Below are 17,700 nucleotides of genomic sequence, written 5' to 3'. Positions count from 1 at the left end.
CCATCATGGAAATTCCTATACTTATCGCCCTCATCATCTTGAACGGCGTCTTTGCCATGTCCGAAATCGCGCTGGTGACAGCACGCAGGGCACGGCTTCAAAAGCTGATAGATGAGGGCGATACTGCTGCTGCTGCCGCGCTGCAGCTGGGCGAAAACCCCACACGTTTTCTCTCGACCATTCAAATTGGTATCACCTCTATCGGTGTGCTGAACGGTATTTTTGGTGAAGCCGCTCTGGCCCAGCCTTTATCCATGTGGATGGTTGAACAAGGCATGGCGCTCAAATACGCCAGCACCCTGTCCACTGCCATTGTGGTGGTGCTGATCACTTATGTATCGATTGTGGTTGGCGAGCTGGTGCCCAAGCGTCTGGGCCAGACCAACCCCGAAAGCATTGCCCGCCTGGTGGCCAAGCCCATCAATTTGCTGGCCAAAATCACCAAGCCATTTGTCATTTTGCTGACCTCGTCCACCCACGGCTTGCTCAAGCTGCTGGGGGTGCGTGAGAGCAACGATTCCACCGTGACGGAAGATGAAATTCATGCCGTGCTGGCTGAGGGCACCACATCGGGTGCGATTGAGCAAAACGAGCACACCATGATTCGCAACCTGTTCCGTCTGGACGATCGCCAGATCTCCTCACTGATGGTGCCGCGCTCTGATGTGGTGTGCCTGGACGTGAACCTGCCGTTTGCAGAAAACATGGCGATTGTGGAGTCGCACGACCACGCACGCTATCCCGTGATTGATGGCAGTTTTGAAAACCTGCTGGGCGTGATCAATTCGCGCCAGTGGCTGGCCAATGCCCTCAAGGGCCAGCGCGAGCTGCTGGAATCCAAGGACCTGATCCAAAAGCCGATCTACATTCCGGAAACCATCACCGGCATGGAACTGCTGGAGAGCTTCAAGCTGTCTGGTGCGCCCATGGCCTTTGTGATTGATGAATACGGCGAAATGCAGGGCATTGTCACGGTGCGCGATCTGACCGAAGCCATCACTGGCGAATTCGTGACCGAAGACCCCAGCGATGCATGGGCCGTGCAGCGCACGGATGGTTCCTGGCTGCTCGATGGCCACATCCCGATCGTTGAACTCAAAGACCGCCTGGGCCTTAGGTCGGTGCCGGAAGAAGAAAAGGGCCGCTACCAAACCTTGAGCGGCATGATGATGCTGCTGACCGGCAAACTGCCAGCGGAAACAGACAAAGTGGTCTGGGAAAACTGGGAGTTTGAGGTGGTAGACATGGATGGCAAGATCATTGACAAGATTCAGGCCACCAAGCTGGATAACCCCCAGGTTGAACTGTCTGGCGAGTCATAAGCCGCTGAGAATTCCTTGTCAAAAAAAGCAGCCTTAAGGCTGCTTTTTTTATGGGCTGCTTAGCCCGAAACACATGCCTTGCTACGCAGTGTCTTTGCCTTGCCGGCGCTTTGCATCTGCACGGCCTGTGGTGCAAAACGGTGATTGGATGGCGGTGTGATTGGCTTTTAAAAACAAGCGCGAAATGTCACAGGATCGAGCTGGCAGTGCTCGGTAATGGCACCTTTCAAGGTGAACAGCCTAGGCTGCTGTCTAAACTCAAAGATGCGGTACAGGTGAAAGCGCTCAGCGGCTTGCTGCGACACATCCAGCTCATTGCGCGTGACAAAAAACGGTGTGTCTTTGGCAAAGCGGGTGGTTTTTACTTCAATCATTTGCTCATTGCCTTGGGCATCAAAAGAGCGAATGTCAAAGCCCAACCCATCGCCCAGCGTTTGCGAGACATGTTCAACACGCAGTGCCAAACCGGGCAAGCCTTGCTGTTGCAAGCGCCATTGCTCGTAAGCCAAAGCAAACTGCTCTCCCGCCAGACCCAGCGACTGATTGCGCGCTTCCTGTGCCAGGTAGTCACGTTTGACGGGGCTGCGCACGGCATATTGCGCAAGTGCTTCGCTGACTTGATGGGTTTTAGAAGGCGGCGTTTGAAGTGCTTGTTCGAACTTGGGTGCCATCGGTTCTGCTGCCGGTTGCTCAACCGCAGCTTGCACAATGGCCGATAACTGTGGGTACAGCGGAATTTGCCGCTCTACCTCTTGCATTAAACTTTTTTGAAAGTTGATGCGGCGCTTGTAGCCATTGATGCTGGGGTAGTGCAGCAACTGCAAAACAGCGCTGATGTTGCAGTATTTGAACTCAATCGAAGCGTGTGATCTTTCCCCTGCCAATGCGTCGAACAGCAACTGTCTGCATGCTGATTTGTTGTAGCGCTGGCCTGCCAGCTCTTGAACCAGCATGTCCAGATAACTGCGAACCGTGGCCTGTACTTCGGTGGGGTTCCAGGGGGTATGTGGGATGTGCAAAGGCATGGCGATATCTTGCCAGGCCTGCCTTGTCATTCCAAGTTGTAACCATCAACGCATGCGCTGGTCACCATAGGCGCACCAGCCCGGTTTTGGGCCTTTTTTGGGGTGCAGGCGGCACGTTTCGGGGCGCTTGTCATACACCGTGCAGCGGCGTGTCTGCGCATCCAGAAAGCTGCAGTCACCACTGGCACGACGGGCCATGGTGAAGATGTTGTGCCGGGGGGTGTAGTGGTCAATCAGCCTGGCTTTGAGCAATCGCCTGGCAATCAGTTTGGGCTCGACGTTGTCTACCTCAAAGGGATCGACCAGCCCCAGACGTACCAAGTCGGTCAATTGCACTTCCAGTGGCATGGTGCAGCAGTTGGCGCCACAGGTGTCGCACATGCCGGGTTTGTATTTGCTCCAGGTTTCGAGGCGGTCAACGTCCACGATGCGGATGGCGGATTTCATGGCGCGGGTACTGCAGCCTGGCTGCTTTAAGAAGAAAAAGGAGCGTATTGTGCTTGCTAGGTAACGTTTTCAAATAGAAAACTATCTGAAAACATTGACTGGTAAGCGTTAAAAGCTATTGTTTTAAAGGTGTTTGCAAGGATGACAAAACAGTCAATCGCCAGCGCTTGCAATGGCGGGTGCGATGACAAGCGCAATCGCCCGTGCTGGGCCACCTTAATGCATGCTTGCGGGCCGCACTATAGCCCGCCGCACCCAGACGTTTGTAGCGACGTAAAAAAGCCTGTGCACCGGGCACAGGCTTGTACAGCGGCCTGAAGGGTCAGGCAGAGTCTTTAGTCGGGTTTGGCGCGCAAAATTTTGCCGCTGATGGCATCCACTTTGATTGCCATGACGGTGTGGTCAGCCTTGAGCACATCGACCTCATAGCTGACGTTGCCCCAGTGGTTGTCCAGCTCGGCTTTGACAGGCTTACCCGGCGTGTGTGCGGTGGCTGCCTGAATGGCCTGCACGATGCTGATTTTGGCGGTTTTGGCACGTTCTGCATCGCGGCGCTTGGCCTTGCCGTCGTTTTCATGCATGCGGGCCTGGCCGGTCACGCCGTCCACCCACACTTCTACGCTTTCGCCTTGCGCTGTCAGTACCTGGGCTTCGTAGCGCACGCCAGCGCCATCTCCGTCGTCCAGATCAATTTCAATAACGGTGCCTGGCACGGCTTGCGTGGTGTTGGCAATAGCTTGCTCCAGGTTGACTTTCAACGGAGCGGTCAGAGCCTGCCATTGCGCGGGGGTATCTGCATGGGCGCTCAGGCCAAGAGACAGGGCGAGCAAGGCGGCGGAAGTGGTCGTACGAAGATGGAACATGGTGCTTTGCGTGCTGGAGCACGTATCCGTGAAGAGGGGTTAACCATAGCGCATGCCGGGGGCCATGGTGGTGGGTGTTTTCTGTATCTGTTGTCCGAATGTCATGCACATGGGGATCGGCTGCAGAACATTGCAGCGTGCAAAAGCTATGTGCACCACAAAAAGAGAGGGCAGCAATGGCCGCATTCAGCTCGATGGAGCGGCGCTGAATGACTCTGGTCGCCGCGCCAGCAGGTGAGACAGCCGTTGCAGGCCCGCCCGTAAGCGTGCACGGTCCTTGATGCTGCCCAGAGAGATCCGTATGGCATTTACGGATGCGCTGCCCGTGGCGAATGCCTGCGCCGGCGTGACGGCTATGCCCTCGCTTTCGGCGGCATGCGCCAGCTGTGCGCAGCTCCAATACCCAGGCAACTCCAGCCAGACATGCAGGCCGTCTCCAGCGCCGCTGTAGCGCCCCGCCAGAATATCTCTGGCCATCCGGTGGCGCAGACGTGCCTCCTTGCGCACGCCTTCCATCAATTGGGCAGCCGAGCCATCCAAAATCCACTGCGTGGTCAGCGCAGCCGTCAGAGGCGCAACCATCAGCGCAAATGAGCGCAGCGCGACCAGAAAACGCTCACGTTCATGCCGATTACGGATGAGCACGAAGGCAACACGCAAGCCGGGCGTCAGGCATTTGGACAGGGTGGATATGTAGACCACCTGCTGCGGGGCAAACGTGGCAATCGGTGGTGGTGGCGCATCGGCAAGGAGCCAGTAGGGGTCATCCTCAACAATGCGTACATTGCAGCGCTTGGCGGTGCTGGCAAGCGCCAAGCGCCTGCTTTCTGCCATGGTGATGGCGGTCGGGTTTTGCAGCGTCGGGTTCAGATAGACCAGCCCCGGTTTGTGCTGGCGGCATGCCTGCTCAAGCATCTCTGGCAGCATGCCCTGCTCGTCCGCAGGCACTGCAATGATGCGCCGGCCAAACTGGCTCGCTGCGGCAAGCAAGCCGGGGTAGCTGAGTGGTTCTGCCAGGATCACGTCTCCAGGCTGCGTCAGCGCAAGAATCAATGCGGCAATCGCCGCTTGCGCACCCGGGCAGACAACAAGCTCTTCTGGATCCAGATGCCCAAACATCGGCTCCAGCCATTGGGCTGCAGCCTTGCGGTCTGAATCGCTGCCTCCACCCAGGTGGTAAGCCATCAGCAATTCAGTATCTGCCCTCATCAAAACCTGAGACAAGCCTTGCTTGAGCATGTCGTCAAAGTCCACGCCATCCGGCGGAGGCGGGGTGTTCATGCTCAGATCAAGGATGGGATTCAGCTCGACTTTGGGTGCCGCAACATAAGTGCCGCGTGCCCCGCGTCCCTCCAGCAGGTGGCGGCGCCTGGCTTCGTCGTATGCGCGCGTGATGGTTGTCAGGTCAACGCCCAGTTGTGCGGCCAGCTGGCGCTGCGGTGGCAGGCGGTCACCCGGGGCCAAAGATCCGTTGGCCACTGCTGCCTGCAACGCATCTGCGATCTGTAAAAAACGTGTTCCGCCCTGCACGGCTAATCGTGGCAACCAGATGGGCAAATTGTCATCTTGCATGGTTTTTAAGGGCGATGTTTCGTCTCGATGTATGGAAATTGCTTTTAAGTACCATGTCCCGGAACGTGCAGCAACCTCATCCGTGTATGGCAGCCGCTGACGTTTGCGCTCCTCTGATCTGTGGGAGGTTGCGCTCCTTGCGATAGACAGTGTTAAGTCATAGGCTGGAAATTTTCAAAATGATCGATTGGGTCCCCGTAGTCTTCGTTACGTTCAAAGTCCTCATGTTCGGCACGTGCATGTTCTTTGCCATCAAGTGGCACTACGACCAAGGCAAGAAGGGCGCAGACAGGCGCGTGCTGCTACGCAAGAGCGCCATGGTGGTCGCCCTCTTCTTGGTCGCGCTGCTGCTCGTAGGGCTCTTCACCTTTGGTCTTGCCAACATGCTCGGTATGGACTTGAACCTGTGATGATGGCGATTGGCCTTTTGCCGCAGTTGCAGTCCAAAAAATATTATTTAGCGATAAGTTCAGACTGAGTGATTTCAAAATAAAAAAGCCCGGCATTGCCGGGCTTTTCTTGTTCGCAACGATTGAGAGTCGTTGCAGGGCTTCTGAGAACCTAAACCAGGTCATGTTGTTTATCAAAATGCTTGCAAACTAGATGACCGCCTGCAGCGGAGGTTGGCAACGTTAGTGAAAATTTGGAGGCAGACATTTCTCATAGGACTACAAAATTCCTAGGCGAGAGCAATTCGGAAAAATAGTGCCAATTCATTTAGCCTAAATTATCAGCGCTTTTAGCCCTTTACACATGGCGCAGGATGCGGACCGGCCTCACGGAAATTTAGCTCCAAATAGTAGCGGAGTGCTCTACCAACTCCATGGGTGCAGAGTTGCCCTACATTCACCAACGCGGAAAGATCTCGCGTTGCTGTAGCTTTAGACACGCCTGTTAGGGCCATGTATTTTTCAGCGTTTAAACCATCAGGGGCTGTGCGGCTCCCTGTGTCTAGCAAGAGATGAAGCACTCGTTTTTGGCGCTCGTTCAGAGCACTGTCTTGGACCTTTTCCCAGAAGCGACGCTTTTCAATAATTTGGTCTATGTTCTTGGTTGCAATGGCACATGCCTTGGTACTTTGGCCTATGAACCACTTCACCCAGTCACTCACTTTCATTTCTCCACGCTGGGCTGAATTTAGGGCTTCGTAGTATTCGTTCCTAGCAGTGAACAACTGGCATGACAGGCTGTACAGCCCGGTTGTCTCCCGCAAACTCTGAGCCAGAGCCATGCTCACAATAGCTCGTCCCACACGGCCATTGCCGTCTTCAAACGGGTGGATGCATTCGAACCAGAGATGAGCAATTGCTGCTCGCGCAAAACCGTCATAGTACAAATCTTGGGGTTGCTTTTGAGTAGGTTTCGTATCGTCGAACCATTGGAGAAAACGCGCCATCTCCTTGGGGACGTCCGATGACGGTGGGGCTTCATAGTGAACAACTTCTTGTCCATGGCTGCCGCTCACGATCCGCATGTGCCCATGGCCATCTCTGAAGTGTCCAACCACGCACTTTAGGGTGTGGGAAACCTCTCCTGGGAATAACGCAGACTGCCAGCGACACAGTCTGTCAGCGTCCAACGGCTGATCTGCATGAGCTATGGCGTCGTCAATAACGTCAACTAAACCATCGACGTTTCTGCTATCCGTCCTGCTTGAGGAGAATTCATGCTTGCGCACCACCGAGGAATGCACAAGCTCTCGCGGGAATCGCACCCCCTCGATGGCGGCCGTATAGATGACCTCATCGACGAGAGCATCCAGCGCAATTTGTTGGACGCCTTCAAACCCAATGGTTTGTGACTTTCCTGCCAACATGCCATGCATCCAATGGGCTTCAGCCAACGCAGGAGCAAGCAACTTACCGTCATAGACAAACTTGGGCCATTCAGAAAGCTGCCAAACCCATTTTTGATCCTTTATCATGAGCCGCAATATAACAAATACGGCTCAAAATGTGAGTCGTAACGATGAGAGGACCGATGTCTTTAATTACATCGAGATGTTTTACAACCCCAAGCGGCGCTACAGCACTGCTGGCGGCACTCCGCCGGTAGTGTTTGAACGACGCCATTCCCAACGGCTCAAAAGTGTCTACGGAATCCTAGGCGATTTATGGCGTCACTGGGCGAGCATATCCGGGAGCAAGTGCCAAGCCCGGAGCTCCATAAATGGAGAGCGGGTCTCGTAGCCAAAGATGAAATTCTTCTGCGTTGTCTTTTGATGCTGAGTGGTCAGGAGAACAATCAACTCCCCACAGCCTCATCAGGTACCCAACATTTGCAGCGCGAACGTTGACCTTGAGCACTCCGTCAGTCATGTCGTAGTCGTGCAAGATTACTTCTGGCCGTTTGAGCTTGGGGTGAGGAACCAGTTCTAGGCCAATGATTCGGTTCCATTCAATGTCAGAAGTGGCTCGCTCATGTTCGCGAACCGGTTCATCTTCAAGAATCGACACTGAAAGAATTCGGCGTAAAACAAAGTCCAGAAATTTATTGTTTTTGCGGTCATATGCCCGTATGTGCCAGCGCACGCGATTATTGACAAGTGCAAATGGAACAATTTCTCGCTCTGTTTCGCCACTACTCAAAGAGACATACTTGACCTTGATGGCTTTGCCTTGATGAATTGCGCGGGCCACTGGCGCAAGAATTTCGAGCCGAGGCATTGATAGTTCGGGCGAAAGCTCGCTTGGCAGAAGCGCGTTCTGCTCGTGTCCAAAGCTCAGTGTGAGACCTTGAGCAAGGGTCGCTAGAGCCTGACCTACGGAATGCTGATGCCATGGACTAAAGCCAGGCTCTGGGCGGTAAACCTTAGTCTTGTTATCCAACTTGCAGTTATTTGGAGCCAAAGCGAGGTACTCGGCGATTGTGCGCGTAGCGACTACCGCCGAAATGCCAAACCGCTCAACCAAGTCATTGCGGCGAAGCTCTCCCAGGAAATAAAGCTGAAAGTCAATAAACGCTAAGCGCTCGCGCTGCTTCAGCGTGAGTGAGGAGGCGTGTTCTGAGTCTTTGTCTTGGGTGCTAGGCATGTTCAAGATCATAGCAGTGGCAGAAATATAGCAAGTTTACGAATGCTTGACATAGTCGTTTCGACTACATATATTTATCAGTACGACTGCATTTAGTCGTGCTTTTAAAGGAATTGCTATGGCTAAGAATCCGCCTGTTGGTGATGGACACCGTGTTGGTGCTGTACGCCAGCGTAGTCAAACCCAGACACCGGCTGGTAATTACGTCAAACGTGACACAACGACAGGTCGCTTTATGGACGTGAAAACGTCCAGTAAGGAGCCGTTCAAAGGCGTTCGCAAGGAGCAAAAGTAATGATCGATGCTCTGTTGGAAAGACTTCATCACTACTTTTGGAGCAAGCCAAAGCGGCTGATTGCACTAGGAACTGTGCTTTGGAACGTCGCTGTTGGGTGGCTTGTTGCTGGCTTGTATGCCAAGGTTGGCGCTCAGGCAGTGTCTATCGTTTCCGCAACTGCCAAGGGTTCAGAAGCATCCCAAGCATCGATTAGCCAGCTCTATCCGTCTTTGCCGACATGGTGGATCCCGGAGCACCCCATCAGCTTCATTTTGCTGATTGCTGCATTCGGGCTGGGTGTTTGGTTGACGATTGCCGGCAAGAAGCTTGATCGCTTCATGAAGCACTATGTCTGAGGCAGAAAAAACAATGGGTCATAAGCAAAAGCGTATGACCCATTGTCATCCTATAGACACGCGCCAGGCGACGGGTGTTAAGGAAGGTGCACTGAAATCTCAATGCGTGTTTGGCGACCGCGAGTCTATCTCAGTTCATCTTTCCATAGGCAAATTTCGTCTGGGAAAGGAGGTACCGCAGTATGAGTAAGCAGATGAGTTTTGATTTCCCGATCCCTGCCGGTATGAAGATAGTGTTTCGTCCCTATCGCACATTGCCAAATGGACAGCGTATCTGGGCGCGTCAGTATGGATTCCGGGCATTCCCTATGCTAGTGGCTGCATAAGCTGGGGCCGTACTGCCCGTCACCACAACTTCGAGGTGGCGGGTAATTCTGTGATCTGCATGTGCACAATGAGCTTGAACTTTTGTCGCTTTACTAGATCCGCTTGATATCTCACCACCCGGAGGCTACCACTCTGGTAGCCTGCTCACGGCCTCTGGATCAACTGCTTAGATTCGTCGTGGTAACGATGCGATCAAATTCGTTTAGGACGTCCCGGGAGTGCTTGGTTAGATAGCGCAGGACTGTTGATTTCCACCCAGAAGTGATCCACTAGCCCCGCTCTCCGCTCTGTTCGAACTCGGCTTTCCTAACTGTGGCGGCAGGCCTGAGGATGAGCACCTGTAAAGAAAAATAGAGCAAGCGCCTAATAGGCGCGAGAGGCGACTATTAGGTTTGACCCATCACTCAAGTCGACCCGCCTACGGCGGTTGGCTTAGCTGATTCTTTAGAACGAAAGTTAAATATGATGCACCTCTATCATGGGATGCTTGAAGCTAAGAAGCTGCGGTTTGCCGCATTCTCACACTTTGGCACTTACAAGGCAGCTGTGGATCGCATAGGGCGCCGCCTTTTCGACGGCCATACCGGCGATCCACTGATTCTAAAGATATGTTTTCGATTCAAGCCTGGAAGCGTGCTTCATCTTTCTGGCGACTGGGGCTCAAATCAACCTATTGCGATGGCTAATGCTCTTAAGAAGCACTTTGAACATATTGACCAAACGAGAAGCCAAATCTTCGAAGAGATTCGAAGCGATTTGATTGATAGGAAGCTCGCGAGCCAAGAATTCATGAGCGTTGGCTGGCTGCAGCTAAGTAACGCGCTGGGGCCATTGGGCATCACAGCAGTTACGTATCCGAATGCTGTTGAAGACCGCGGCTCATCCTCATACTGCGTTATTCCGGAAACTCGAAGAATATGCGTCGGCCAGATCATTCCGAGCGATCAGGAAATTGAGGATGCAAAGAAGCTGGTAAGCGAGAGGTTGCAACCGGTGTTCTAAAAACTTATTCAAGCCGACGCCGCTTCGCAAAGTGCTGACCCGCACTTAAGCAATGCACTACCCAGAAAATCGCATAAGGATGATGAGCATGACCCCAAATGAGCCGGTGGTGCATAGAAGTCCACGCAGTCCTTGGAAGACGCGATATTTTATTGATACTGAATTTACCGACTGGAAAGACCGCCAGCTCATCAGCATCGCCATCGTGAGTGAGGATGGGAAAGAGTTCTACGGCGAATGCTCGGATTTCCATCTGCCTGCTTGTAATGCGTTCGTGCAGGCAACTGTTCTGCCGCAACTCGGCAGCTTTCCTGGCCGCTCGATGCCAACTTCGCAGCTGGCTTTAGAGCTACGTGATTGGCTGCTTGCAATACCAACCAAACCCAAGCCTGTCCTCTGCTACGACTACGGTGGAGATTACGAACTGCTGACCGAGCTGCTTGGTGGTGCGTTGCCCCGGGGATGGCAACATGAAAATGTGTTTTTGAAGATTGACCCCGAGCGCTTGGCCCAGCACAGGGCAGCACATGGCGGAGAGCATCACGCACTTCACGATGCGCGAGGTAATGCGTTTGCGTTCCTATAAGCATCCGCGCTGACCGTTGATCAACATCAAACCGACAACCACCAGTAGGCTGGTCAGCCGTAACAAGTACAGATGATCAACTCAACTGGAATCCGTACGCACATGGATGACCATACCAATGTCTGTAGTTCGAAATATGAGCTGACGGCAAGTGTCAACTCCCGGACCTGCGACTGGTCTGATGCCGAGGCTTCTGAGTTTGGCTGCTAGAGCTCGCGACGATGTTTTAAATTGATCAGCAAGGTCGCGAGCAAAAACATAGGTACTTGAAAACCTATCTAGTTCGGCTAGTTCAAGCCAAAGCGATTTGCGTCGTCCAATCTTCATGTGCTTTGCCTCGAGCAAGCCAGATCGAGTAATTGCGTATACAACCTCTTGCTTGATGCGTAATCGAGATGCCGCTTCCATAAGGCTGATCCGTGTCGTCGGAGGTGGTACCTGCTTTGACCAGATAGCCTGAACTTCCGAGCGAACAAAGTGGACCTGTGACAAATAAGCCGTCTCCTTCTCACGTGCGGCTTGTACGGTGCCGTTGCGAAGTGCGTTGATCAGGGCTGCTATCGCGAGTTCGCATGGAGCCTCGTAACGTAAAAGCCAATCCAGGGAGACCCACTGGCTGTCTAATTCGGATTCAGGCTTTGGCAACTGCTGAATGATGGAGAGAATCTCCACAAGCCAGGTTCTCGGAAGCATCCAAATGTTGGTTGGCTTCAGTTTGAAAGCTTCGGGACAGATCATGGGGAGGAGCGACTGCAGCCGCTGTCTCTTCAAGCCAAGTGATTTTGCAGCCTCCAGCAAGGTAATTGCCGTGAGGGACCCACCGGCAATCAGCTCTTTCAAAGAGGTTCTGCTAACTTTTGAAAATTGCCTGCCGATGCTTGTTTCGTACCGGTGTAGATCAATTTGCCCCTGTGATCCCAATCGATGTAAGGCTGCAACGGAGACTCCCAGTTGTTGGGCGGCAACTGTCGTTGGTATCCACTCCATCTTTGCGATGACTCTGTCATATAGCCTCCGGTTGCGGCGGCCGATGCTTCCATTCCAATGTTCGGCAACGTAGTCTTCGAAAGCTCGTCTTAGCCAAAGGAACTCGGGACCTCTGAACACGACGTATAGGGCTTGGTAAAAGCCTTGAAAGGTGCGTTGAAGACTACCGGCACTTTTGGTGCCACCAGCAGATTTCAGCTGCTCCAGCAATCGCACAAAACCTATGGGCCAGCTTGCGATGACCTCGGCGGCCAGAGTAGTTACAGACCAGGATACGTTGATGCTGTCGGAGGTCATCAGCTTTTGCGGTGCTCGCTGAGGTGCTAGGGCCCCATAGGTACCAAGCCATCGAATGAGTTGCAGGCACTGATGCAAACTGAGTCCATTGAGAATCGGTAACTCATTCGTAGCTTTGTCCAAAGCACGCATCTCGAGAGCTCTGCATAGCCCAACAAGAGCTTTCGGTGCCAAGGAAGAACTGCTGGTTTGAAGTGGCGTCCCACAGCGGCATCTTGCGTATTGGTTTCGTGACCATGACACCTGATCACCGCAGACGGAGCATCGGTCCAGCAGCCAATTGCCGCAGGCAGCGCATGCATCGGCGAATCGGATTTCCCATCCGATACGTCCATAGTTCGATGCACTGCCTTGCAGGCAATTGGGACACCATCGACACAGACGATAGATCCAGTCGTTATGGCTCGTTTGGTCGGCAGTTATGTTGGAAAAATTTGGATCCTCATCCAAGAGGAAGAGAGTGATCCGTGCACTAAGTTGGCCTCTAGAGTACGTAAACGGAAGGCCCGAGGGACTTCCATTGGTAGAGCCTCAGGGAGTATCAACATACCTCGAGGAATCGCTCTAATTCGCTTTGCTGACCGTCTTCGTCATCCCAGCCTTTGTCATCCCGATGGCGAGGAGTTGATAAACCAGCTTCTGGTGCTTGAAATACCCCGTAGATGCCATGTCGGCGAACATCAAAAACAGGACGTGAAGCTAATCTGTGTAGTAGCTTGTTCTCGCCCAGTTTTTTCAACGCGTTAAGAATGAAGCCTGGTACTGGTGCAGTGGATGCAAAACCATTGAAGTACGCTGAGATCATGAGTACAGATCCCGTCGGACGCAGCGTTTTTTAAGAGTCATCGGATCCTTGGCTGCGTGTAGAAACATCTCGCTCCACAGCCAGCTTCGGTAGTCGGAGTCCTTGAGGAGCTGAATCGACCAGACATGGCCGAAATCCGCCCATAACTTGGGACTCAGCCATTGCCTAAGCACTTCGCAACGCAGGACCTCTAGCATCAGCAAAAGCTTTTCCAGACGAACACCGTTGTTTTTGGAGTGCCCATCTCGTTGAATGCCGCGCAAAGCCATGACCACGCTGCTATGTGTCCATTTGGCAAACGTTGAGCTCAACTGCGATGCTGGCCGGACTTCGAAATTGCTCCATGCCAGACCACATTGATCGCATGCATGCTGGTGTGAGAGCCACGCAATGCTTGCTCCGCAAGCAGAGCACTTGTCAGCAAGCATGCACTGGTGGATGTGGCATGCGTCGTTTTGGCGTATCTCCCAATCAATAGGTGTCCACGTAGTGCTGACCAGGCACAGAGGGCATATACGTCGCTGCAAACCAACGACACAGCGCTTTCCCAGCAATGCTGTGCCGATGCGTAGACAGGTATCTGACTGATCGGATTCGCATGCCGATGCAGATGCCGCACGCTGTATGAGTTCACTACGATCCCAGTCTGCCGCAGATGCGAGTTCACAAGCTATTTGGGTAGCTTCACCTAAGCGTCCAGGTTGTCCAAGCATGCTCAGTGGTAGCTTGTTCTGCACCGCAAGCCGATGCAGCAAAGACCTGATGCTTTCTGTCGGAGCAAGCCTGGGGCGCACAAGAAATGACGGTTGAAGATCAATAATGGGCATTACGCATACCTCCTTCCGCACTGAAATTACTTTTAGGTGCAGTGGTGCGTGTTCGCGTACTTAGCCGATATTGATCAGGGTCATCCCAGTCCCCGAACGGCTCTTTGTCTTGTGTCAGTTGCCGAAGCTTTTCGGCCAAAAATGGATTTATCCAATCCGGACACTCTGCCCACACCTTGCGTTTGAATGCGCTGGCCAGTGCCTCCAAGCCGATAGACTCGCCAACCTTCAAGCCTGACATCGCGACAGCGTCATCTATGATCTTTACGACATAGTCGATCAACCCGTGCGTAGCGTAATACATGCGGCGTGCCATTTCAGGTTCTGTCAGCGATGGTACGCAGCGGACCGGTAGTCGTTGCTCCAGGGCGCTCAACAAACCTCGAAACTCGTGCTGTGCCTGTGCATCATTGAATGTGAACTCTGCGTGGTGGAGTGGTGCACTGAAGCGTCGCCGCAGTTGTGGATTTGCATTCAGGGCCGCAATGGATCTAGGGAGTCCAACAAGTACGATGCAGATGCCTGTGAGGTTCATCAGGTTCTTCAGCCAATCGGAAACTCGTCGGCCTTCCAGGATTCGATGCGTGTCGTAAAAGTGATGGAACTCATCCAGAACAAGCATCTCCACGCCACATTCCTTGAAGAAATGAACGATACGGTTTAGTTTGGTCGCAGCTGTTCCGCGTGTGGCCAGGGGATCTCCCAGTGACGTGAGCAACACATCAGAAAGAGAGACAACTGACGGGGTCTCGGGCGTTAAGGAAAACAGCACTGGAATCTTGCTGAGGCCTCCAACTCTCTTGCGCTTGAATTGCTCCAAGTAGTGTTTTATGGCGGTGGACTTGCCACTGCCGTGTTGCCCATATACCAATAGTCCTTCGCTTACCTCAGACTGCCTCCAGCGATAGTGCAACAGCGCGATTTCCTCGACAGTCTTCTGAAAAGTCGGAAACGCGATGAGTTCTTTGCGCAGAGTGAAGTGGTGCAGAGAATGTGTTTTGCGAGCTAGATGGTTGGGTGGCAGCAAACCCAGGATGTCGTCATTTGGCTTCATTGCGTGCCTCCACCAAGTGGGCGACCGTAGCTCGGCAAGACTTCAGTCCCAGTGCCGTATAGCGTGATTTCGGTTTCAGTGTCCGATGGCTGTGACAAACAGGTTGAGTTGAATGCTTCGGCAGGTTGAGTTCCGAGAAAAGCCTCACTGCTTTCTAGGCGCAGTGCCGCTGCTTTCTTGCGCACGCCGGCCTTTTTGTGACGAATGGCTGCTTTGACAATGGCCTGAATTTCGGCTTTCACCAGCAACAGCTGTTCGCGAGTGTGCTCATCCCCGAAGCGGCGTCGTACTTCATCTCTGACCAGAGAGTGGACGTGCCGATTCATGCCGCATGCGTACTCCTGATCTATAGCCGGTACACGCAGGTATTCACCTGTTTTAGGGTCACGGACATCGATGTATCCCACGTCATCGTCATATACCTTGATAGCGGCGAGCGGCGTGTCTTTTTTAGGATCTCGGATTGCTAGAAGCGGCGAAGAGCTATAGCGGATAGAGTCGTAGTCAATGCCGTAATGGAAAATGCTCCGAGTTGCAGCATGACCCACCATCAGATCCAGTTGGCGTGGGTATGCAGGCAGATCAAATACGGCTGAGGATTCGCCTTTTTTCCAAACGATCTGAGGTGTGTATCCGCTCAGGCCTCGATGTGGTGTCTGGTGGTAGACATCTACTATCCAGCGCAGCAGGATCTCGGTGAAAACCTCAAGAGTGAGAGCTGCACGTTCTTCTGATGGATAGTCGCCTCGGGCCTCGACGCTGTGAAATACGGTGCCAGGAAGTTTATGGAAGAGATCTCGACTGAGTGTTCCGAAAAGGCGCTCTACAGAGCCTTTCAATTCGGGCTTCGCCACCCCCATGAAATGCAGTTCGATTTGCGACTCTAGGCAGAAATTTTCAACAGCGTTGGCATGCAAATCCATCCCATTGTCGAGCGCCAAGGAGAGTGGGCAACCGCGAGCTGGCCATGAGTTTTTAATGCCGGAAAAATTTGCAAGAAGCTCCTCTTTGGGAAGAATGGCCTGGCGCAGCGCATATAGCACCGAAGTGGCACTAGGGGTGTGGTAGCCAATATAGAAGCCCGCAATCATGCGGCTGTGTTTGTCGATGACGAGCGTGAGCCAAGGTCGCCCAAGAACCATCCAAGTTTTTTCGCAGACTAGGTGCACATCCACTGGCGTGTGGTCAATCTCGTAGCGCTCAAGGATTCTTTTGACATTGAACGCTTTCGTCACTTGCCGTCGCTCACGTCGATTGAACTCCTTTCCATTGCGTGCTGCTGAGACCACGGAATAGTGCAGCTTTCCCAGCCAGCGATAGACAGTGGCGGGGGAGGGGGCTTGAAGGCGATCTTCCTCAAGTCGTTCTCGATTCAATCTCTGGTAGTGGCGATCGATTTCCTCAATAACGTCTTTGCCAGATTGTTTTTGATCAGAAAGGTAAAGGGCGTCAACTACCTCTTGAAAAATTGAGAACTGAGTCGGGTCAGTTTTGCGGCCTGTATGTGGAGCATCGACAAGCTTTGTCATGCATCCGGTGGGTTCGAGTTTTTTCCACCAACGCCATATGGTGCTCCAGTGCGGAGCAGCCTTGAGTCCAAACTCTGCTGCGCGATTCTGGGCAATGCTCGTCAGCACTGAAGGATTGCAATGGACCTCAGTGCCCTGCGCATCAAAGTGCGATTTGACTGCCTGAAGGACCTTGGCTCGCGGTAATGCAATCGCTTTTTTCGCAGGCGGAAGATCGTCCAATGAGCAGGGTGTTGTATGCCAGACCAAGTCTGCTCCAGGTCCGAGCGATTCGACATCAATGACCCATGTACCGGTGAGCCAGTCCTTATGCACATCCTCCATGGATTTCGTAATACGTTCTGAAGTGTTGTCCTGAGTCTCGAAGACAAACATGCCAACGGCGTTGATTTTTTCGAGGGCCCAGCGCTTGGTACCTTCGAAGAATCGTAGACCACGCTTAAATCGGAAACGAACCATCGCCGGCCTCCCTGTGATTTGGATGCCAGATGTGGCTTTCCGTGTTTAGCGGTTGCTGCAAATCGGCTCTTAGCAGGCCATGCGCAATGGCGCGGAAGACCATCTGCGTGCTACCCAACTGGCGAGCAAGATCGCGCACGTGAAAGACCGTGTGATTTGAAAGTGCGCCTAGTTCTTCCATGGCCTCGGGAGATAAAAGGCCCCTTGAGTGGCTCTCAAGCAGCTTGAGGTTTTCAAACAGCGGTTGGCGATTGAACAGTGCTGGCGTTAGCAAGCGGTAGGGCTTGCCTTGGAGCTGCATCGCCATTGCTTTGAGACCAAGTAGACGCTGGGTGGGCGGATAGGCCGCATCAGCGTCTGATTTCACTTCAACCAATAGTGAGCCTCCGTGCAGCCAGTCGAGGCGAAAGTCCGGGACAAAGCTGCGTGCGGTTCCGCAAGCATCGTGATAGTGCTCAATACTCGGTTGGCTGTAGTAGGCGTACACGCCGGGGTTGAACTCAAATAGTCGAATGGCATCCCCTTCTAAGGGTGACTCCCACTCGATCATGCAACCCATCTTGCGGCTCGGAAATTTGCCTCTGTTGTTCTTGCCACTACGCGTAACGATGCGGCGTACTGGGGTGATGCTCATATGCACCCCCAGAGTTGTTCAATGCCGTGAAGCGATGGTGAGGTAGTTTGGAGGCGCTGGCCTTTACTTCGCTTGCGTAAATACTTGGATGAGCACAAAGGCTTACAGTTGTTAGTTTGCGTGCGTCGCAAAAAGTATGACGATGACCTTTGCAGGCCAGTGGCGAGAAATTTCATTGGGTGCAGCTCTTCCTGCCGGCCGGAAGTTCCGGTTGGCAAAGTTAGGCAAAGAGGGAGTTGCACCCGCATCCAAGACGCGGATAAGCTATGGCTGTCGACTCCTGCTGGACAACTCCCGGC

At 53.3% G+C, this 17,700-nt stretch carries 18 protein-coding genes and 1 pseudogene; 7 read left to right on the top strand and 12 right to left on the bottom strand.

What is annotated here, in order from left to right:
- Positions 1–5: 5 nt before the first annotated feature.
- Entirely contained in the window at positions 6–1,322 is a 1,317-nt protein-coding gene (locus H9646_RS03545; RefSeq protein WP_191721960.1) for a hemolysin family protein, read from the top strand.
- A 167-nt stretch (positions 1,323–1,489) separates the two neighbouring features.
- Here the strand turns inward: H9646_RS03545 and H9646_RS03540 are convergent, their stop codons facing one another.
- The 4 genes from H9646_RS03540 to H9646_RS03525 form a co-directional block, all read right to left on the bottom strand.
- The gene (locus H9646_RS03540) at positions 1,490–2,347 is read right to left on the bottom strand and encodes a DUF3883 domain-containing protein (protein ID WP_225213972.1); all 858 of its coding nucleotides are present in this window, start codon (positions 2,345–2,347) and stop codon (positions 1,490–1,492) included.
- Positions 2,348–2,392: 45 nt separating this feature from the next.
- Positions 2,393–2,794, bottom strand: a complete 402-nt coding sequence (locus H9646_RS03535) for a YkgJ family cysteine cluster protein (RefSeq protein WP_191721959.1) — start codon at positions 2,792–2,794, stop codon at positions 2,393–2,395.
- 335 nt (positions 2,795–3,129) lie between these two features.
- The gene (locus H9646_RS03530; RefSeq protein WP_191721958.1) at positions 3,130–3,657 is read right to left on the bottom strand and encodes a PepSY domain-containing protein; all 528 of its coding nucleotides are present in this window, start codon (positions 3,655–3,657) and stop codon (positions 3,130–3,132) included.
- Between the two features lie 186 nt (positions 3,658–3,843).
- Positions 3,844–5,229 carry an aminotransferase-like domain-containing protein gene (locus H9646_RS03525; RefSeq protein WP_191721957.1) on the bottom strand — a complete coding sequence of 462 codons (1,386 nt, stop codon included), beginning with the start codon at positions 5,227–5,229 and terminating at the stop codon, positions 3,844–3,846.
- Between the two features lie 179 nt (positions 5,230–5,408).
- Here H9646_RS03525 and H9646_RS03520 point away from each other — a divergent pair, with 179 nt between their 5' ends.
- Positions 5,409–5,639 (top strand): BPTI domain-containing protein, encoded by a 231-nt coding sequence (locus H9646_RS03520; protein ID WP_191721956.1) that lies wholly within the window; start codon positions 5,409–5,411, stop codon positions 5,637–5,639.
- A gap of 329 nt (positions 5,640–5,968) precedes the next feature.
- Here H9646_RS03520 and H9646_RS03515 read toward each other — a convergent pair whose 3' ends face one another.
- Positions 5,969–7,153 carry a Fic family protein gene (locus tag H9646_RS03515; protein ID WP_191721955.1) on the bottom strand — a complete coding sequence of 395 codons (1,185 nt, stop codon included), beginning with the start codon at positions 7,151–7,153 and terminating at the stop codon, positions 5,969–5,971.
- A gap of 34 nt (positions 7,154–7,187) precedes the next feature.
- Between H9646_RS03515 and H9646_RS03510 the strand changes: the two are divergent.
- A pseudogene (locus tag H9646_RS03510) lies at positions 7,188–7,322 on the top strand (IS3 family transposase); the annotation flags it as partial.
- A gap of 18 nt (positions 7,323–7,340) precedes the next feature.
- On the opposite strand, the gene H9646_RS03505 reads toward H9646_RS03510, so the two are convergent.
- Complete coding sequence (locus H9646_RS03505) at positions 7,341–8,261, bottom strand: WYL domain-containing protein (RefSeq protein ID WP_191722288.1); 921 nt, start codon at positions 8,259–8,261, stop codon at positions 7,341–7,343.
- A gap of 118 nt (positions 8,262–8,379) precedes the next feature.
- Here H9646_RS03505 and H9646_RS03500 point away from each other — a divergent pair, with 118 nt between their 5' ends.
- The 4 genes from H9646_RS03500 (at position 8,380) to H9646_RS03485 (ending at position 10,809) form a co-directional block, all read left to right on the top strand.
- Positions 8,380–8,556 (top strand): hypothetical protein, encoded by a 177-nt coding sequence (locus H9646_RS03500; protein ID WP_191721954.1) that lies wholly within the window; start codon positions 8,380–8,382, stop codon positions 8,554–8,556.
- On the top strand, positions 8,556–8,894 hold the full coding sequence (locus H9646_RS03495) for a hypothetical protein (RefSeq protein ID WP_191721953.1): 339 nt from the start codon (positions 8,556–8,558) through the stop codon (positions 8,892–8,894). Before H9646_RS03500 ends, H9646_RS03495 begins: the two co-directional genes overlap by 1 nt.
- Before the next feature lie 789 nt (positions 8,895–9,683).
- A complete protein-coding gene (locus tag H9646_RS03490) occupies positions 9,684–10,223 on the top strand; it encodes a hypothetical protein (protein WP_191721952.1) in 540 nt (179 codons plus the stop codon).
- A gap of 88 nt (positions 10,224–10,311) precedes the next feature.
- Positions 10,312–10,809: a 3'-5' exonuclease family protein gene (locus H9646_RS03485; RefSeq protein WP_191721951.1), complete on the top strand. Its 498-nt coding sequence runs from the start codon at positions 10,312–10,314 to the stop codon at positions 10,807–10,809.
- Between the two features lie 81 nt (positions 10,810–10,890).
- On the opposite strand, the gene H9646_RS03480 is transcribed toward H9646_RS03485, so the two are convergent.
- The 6 genes from H9646_RS03480 to H9646_RS03455 all read right to left on the bottom strand — a co-directional run bounded on the left by H9646_RS03480 (position 10,891) and on the right by H9646_RS03455 (position 17,401).
- Positions 10,891–12,093 carry a hypothetical protein gene (locus H9646_RS03480; RefSeq protein ID WP_191721950.1) on the bottom strand — a complete coding sequence of 401 codons (1,203 nt, stop codon included), beginning with the start codon at positions 12,091–12,093 and terminating at the stop codon, positions 10,891–10,893.
- Positions 12,094–12,634: 541 nt separating this feature from the next.
- Positions 12,635–12,898, bottom strand: coding sequence for a CBS domain-containing protein (locus tag H9646_RS03475; protein WP_191721949.1), 264 nt, complete (start codon positions 12,896–12,898; stop codon positions 12,635–12,637).
- Positions 12,895–13,725: a TniQ family protein gene (locus tag H9646_RS03470; RefSeq protein WP_191721948.1), complete on the bottom strand. Its 831-nt coding sequence runs from the start codon at positions 13,723–13,725 to the stop codon at positions 12,895–12,897. Before H9646_RS03470 ends, H9646_RS03475 begins: the two co-directional genes overlap by 4 nt.
- Positions 13,712–14,779 (bottom strand): TniB family NTP-binding protein, encoded by a 1,068-nt coding sequence (locus tag H9646_RS03465; RefSeq protein WP_191721947.1) that lies wholly within the window; start codon positions 14,777–14,779, stop codon positions 13,712–13,714. The genes H9646_RS03470 and H9646_RS03465 overlap by 14 nt, the downstream gene beginning before the upstream one ends.
- The gene (locus H9646_RS03460) at positions 14,776–16,767 is read right to left on the bottom strand and encodes a DDE-type integrase/transposase/recombinase (protein ID WP_191721946.1); all 1,992 of its coding nucleotides are present in this window, start codon (positions 16,765–16,767) and stop codon (positions 14,776–14,778) included. The genes H9646_RS03465 and H9646_RS03460 overlap by 4 nt, the downstream gene beginning before the upstream one ends.
- Positions 16,748–17,401, bottom strand: a complete 654-nt coding sequence (locus tag H9646_RS03455) for a PDDEXK family nuclease (RefSeq protein WP_191721945.1) — start codon at positions 17,399–17,401, stop codon at positions 16,748–16,750. The genes H9646_RS03460 and H9646_RS03455 overlap by 20 nt, the downstream gene beginning before the upstream one ends.
- Positions 17,402–17,700 lie beyond the last annotated feature (299 nt).

The sequence above is a fragment of the Comamonas avium genome (assembly GCF_014836675.1).
Lineage (GTDB): Bacteria > Pseudomonadota > Gammaproteobacteria > Burkholderiales > Burkholderiaceae_C > Comamonas > Comamonas avium.
Note: the sequence above shows the minus strand (reverse complement) of the source record. Positions and strands in the feature narration are given on the sequence as shown.

Coding starts and splice junctions, on each gene's coding strand:
- H9646_RS03545 (WP_191721960.1), top strand. CDS start 6: ATGGAAATTCCTATACTTATCGCCCTCATCATCTTGAACGGCGTCTTT.
- H9646_RS03540 (WP_225213972.1), bottom strand. CDS start 2,347: ATGCCTTTGCACATCCCACATACCCCCTGGAACCCCACCGAAGTACAG.
- H9646_RS03535 (WP_191721959.1), bottom strand. CDS start 2,794: ATGAAATCCGCCATCCGCATCGTGGACGTTGACCGCCTCGAAACCTGG.
- H9646_RS03530 (WP_191721958.1), bottom strand. CDS start 3,657: ATGTTCCATCTTCGTACGACCACTTCCGCCGCCTTGCTCGCCCTGTCT.
- H9646_RS03525 (WP_191721957.1), bottom strand. CDS start 5,229: ATGCAAGATGACAATTTGCCCATCTGGTTGCCACGATTAGCCGTGCAG.
- H9646_RS03520 (WP_191721956.1), top strand. CDS start 5,409: ATGATCGATTGGGTCCCCGTAGTCTTCGTTACGTTCAAAGTCCTCATG.
- H9646_RS03515 (WP_191721955.1), bottom strand. CDS start 7,153: ATGATAAAGGATCAAAAATGGGTTTGGCAGCTTTCTGAATGGCCCAAG.
- H9646_RS03505 (WP_191722288.1), bottom strand. CDS start 8,261: ATGCCTAGCACCCAAGACAAAGACTCAGAACACGCCTCCTCACTCACG.
- H9646_RS03500 (WP_191721954.1), top strand. CDS start 8,380: ATGGCTAAGAATCCGCCTGTTGGTGATGGACACCGTGTTGGTGCTGTA.
- H9646_RS03495 (WP_191721953.1), top strand. CDS start 8,556: ATGATCGATGCTCTGTTGGAAAGACTTCATCACTACTTTTGGAGCAAG.
- H9646_RS03490 (WP_191721952.1), top strand. CDS start 9,684: ATGATGCACCTCTATCATGGGATGCTTGAAGCTAAGAAGCTGCGGTTT.
- H9646_RS03485 (WP_191721951.1), top strand. CDS start 10,312: ATGACCCCAAATGAGCCGGTGGTGCATAGAAGTCCACGCAGTCCTTGG.
- H9646_RS03480 (WP_191721950.1), bottom strand. CDS start 12,093: ATGACCTCCGACAGCATCAACGTATCCTGGTCTGTAACTACTCTGGCC.
- H9646_RS03475 (WP_191721949.1), bottom strand. CDS start 12,898: ATGATCTCAGCGTACTTCAATGGTTTTGCATCCACTGCACCAGTACCA.
- H9646_RS03470 (WP_191721948.1), bottom strand. CDS start 13,725: ATGCCCATTATTGATCTTCAACCGTCATTTCTTGTGCGCCCCAGGCTT.
- H9646_RS03465 (WP_191721947.1), bottom strand. CDS start 14,779: ATGAAGCCAAATGACGACATCCTGGGTTTGCTGCCACCCAACCATCTA.
- H9646_RS03460 (WP_191721946.1), bottom strand. CDS start 16,767: ATGGTTCGTTTCCGATTTAAGCGTGGTCTACGATTCTTCGAAGGTACC.
- H9646_RS03455 (WP_191721945.1), bottom strand. CDS start 17,401: ATGAGCATCACCCCAGTACGCCGCATCGTTACGCGTAGTGGCAAGAAC.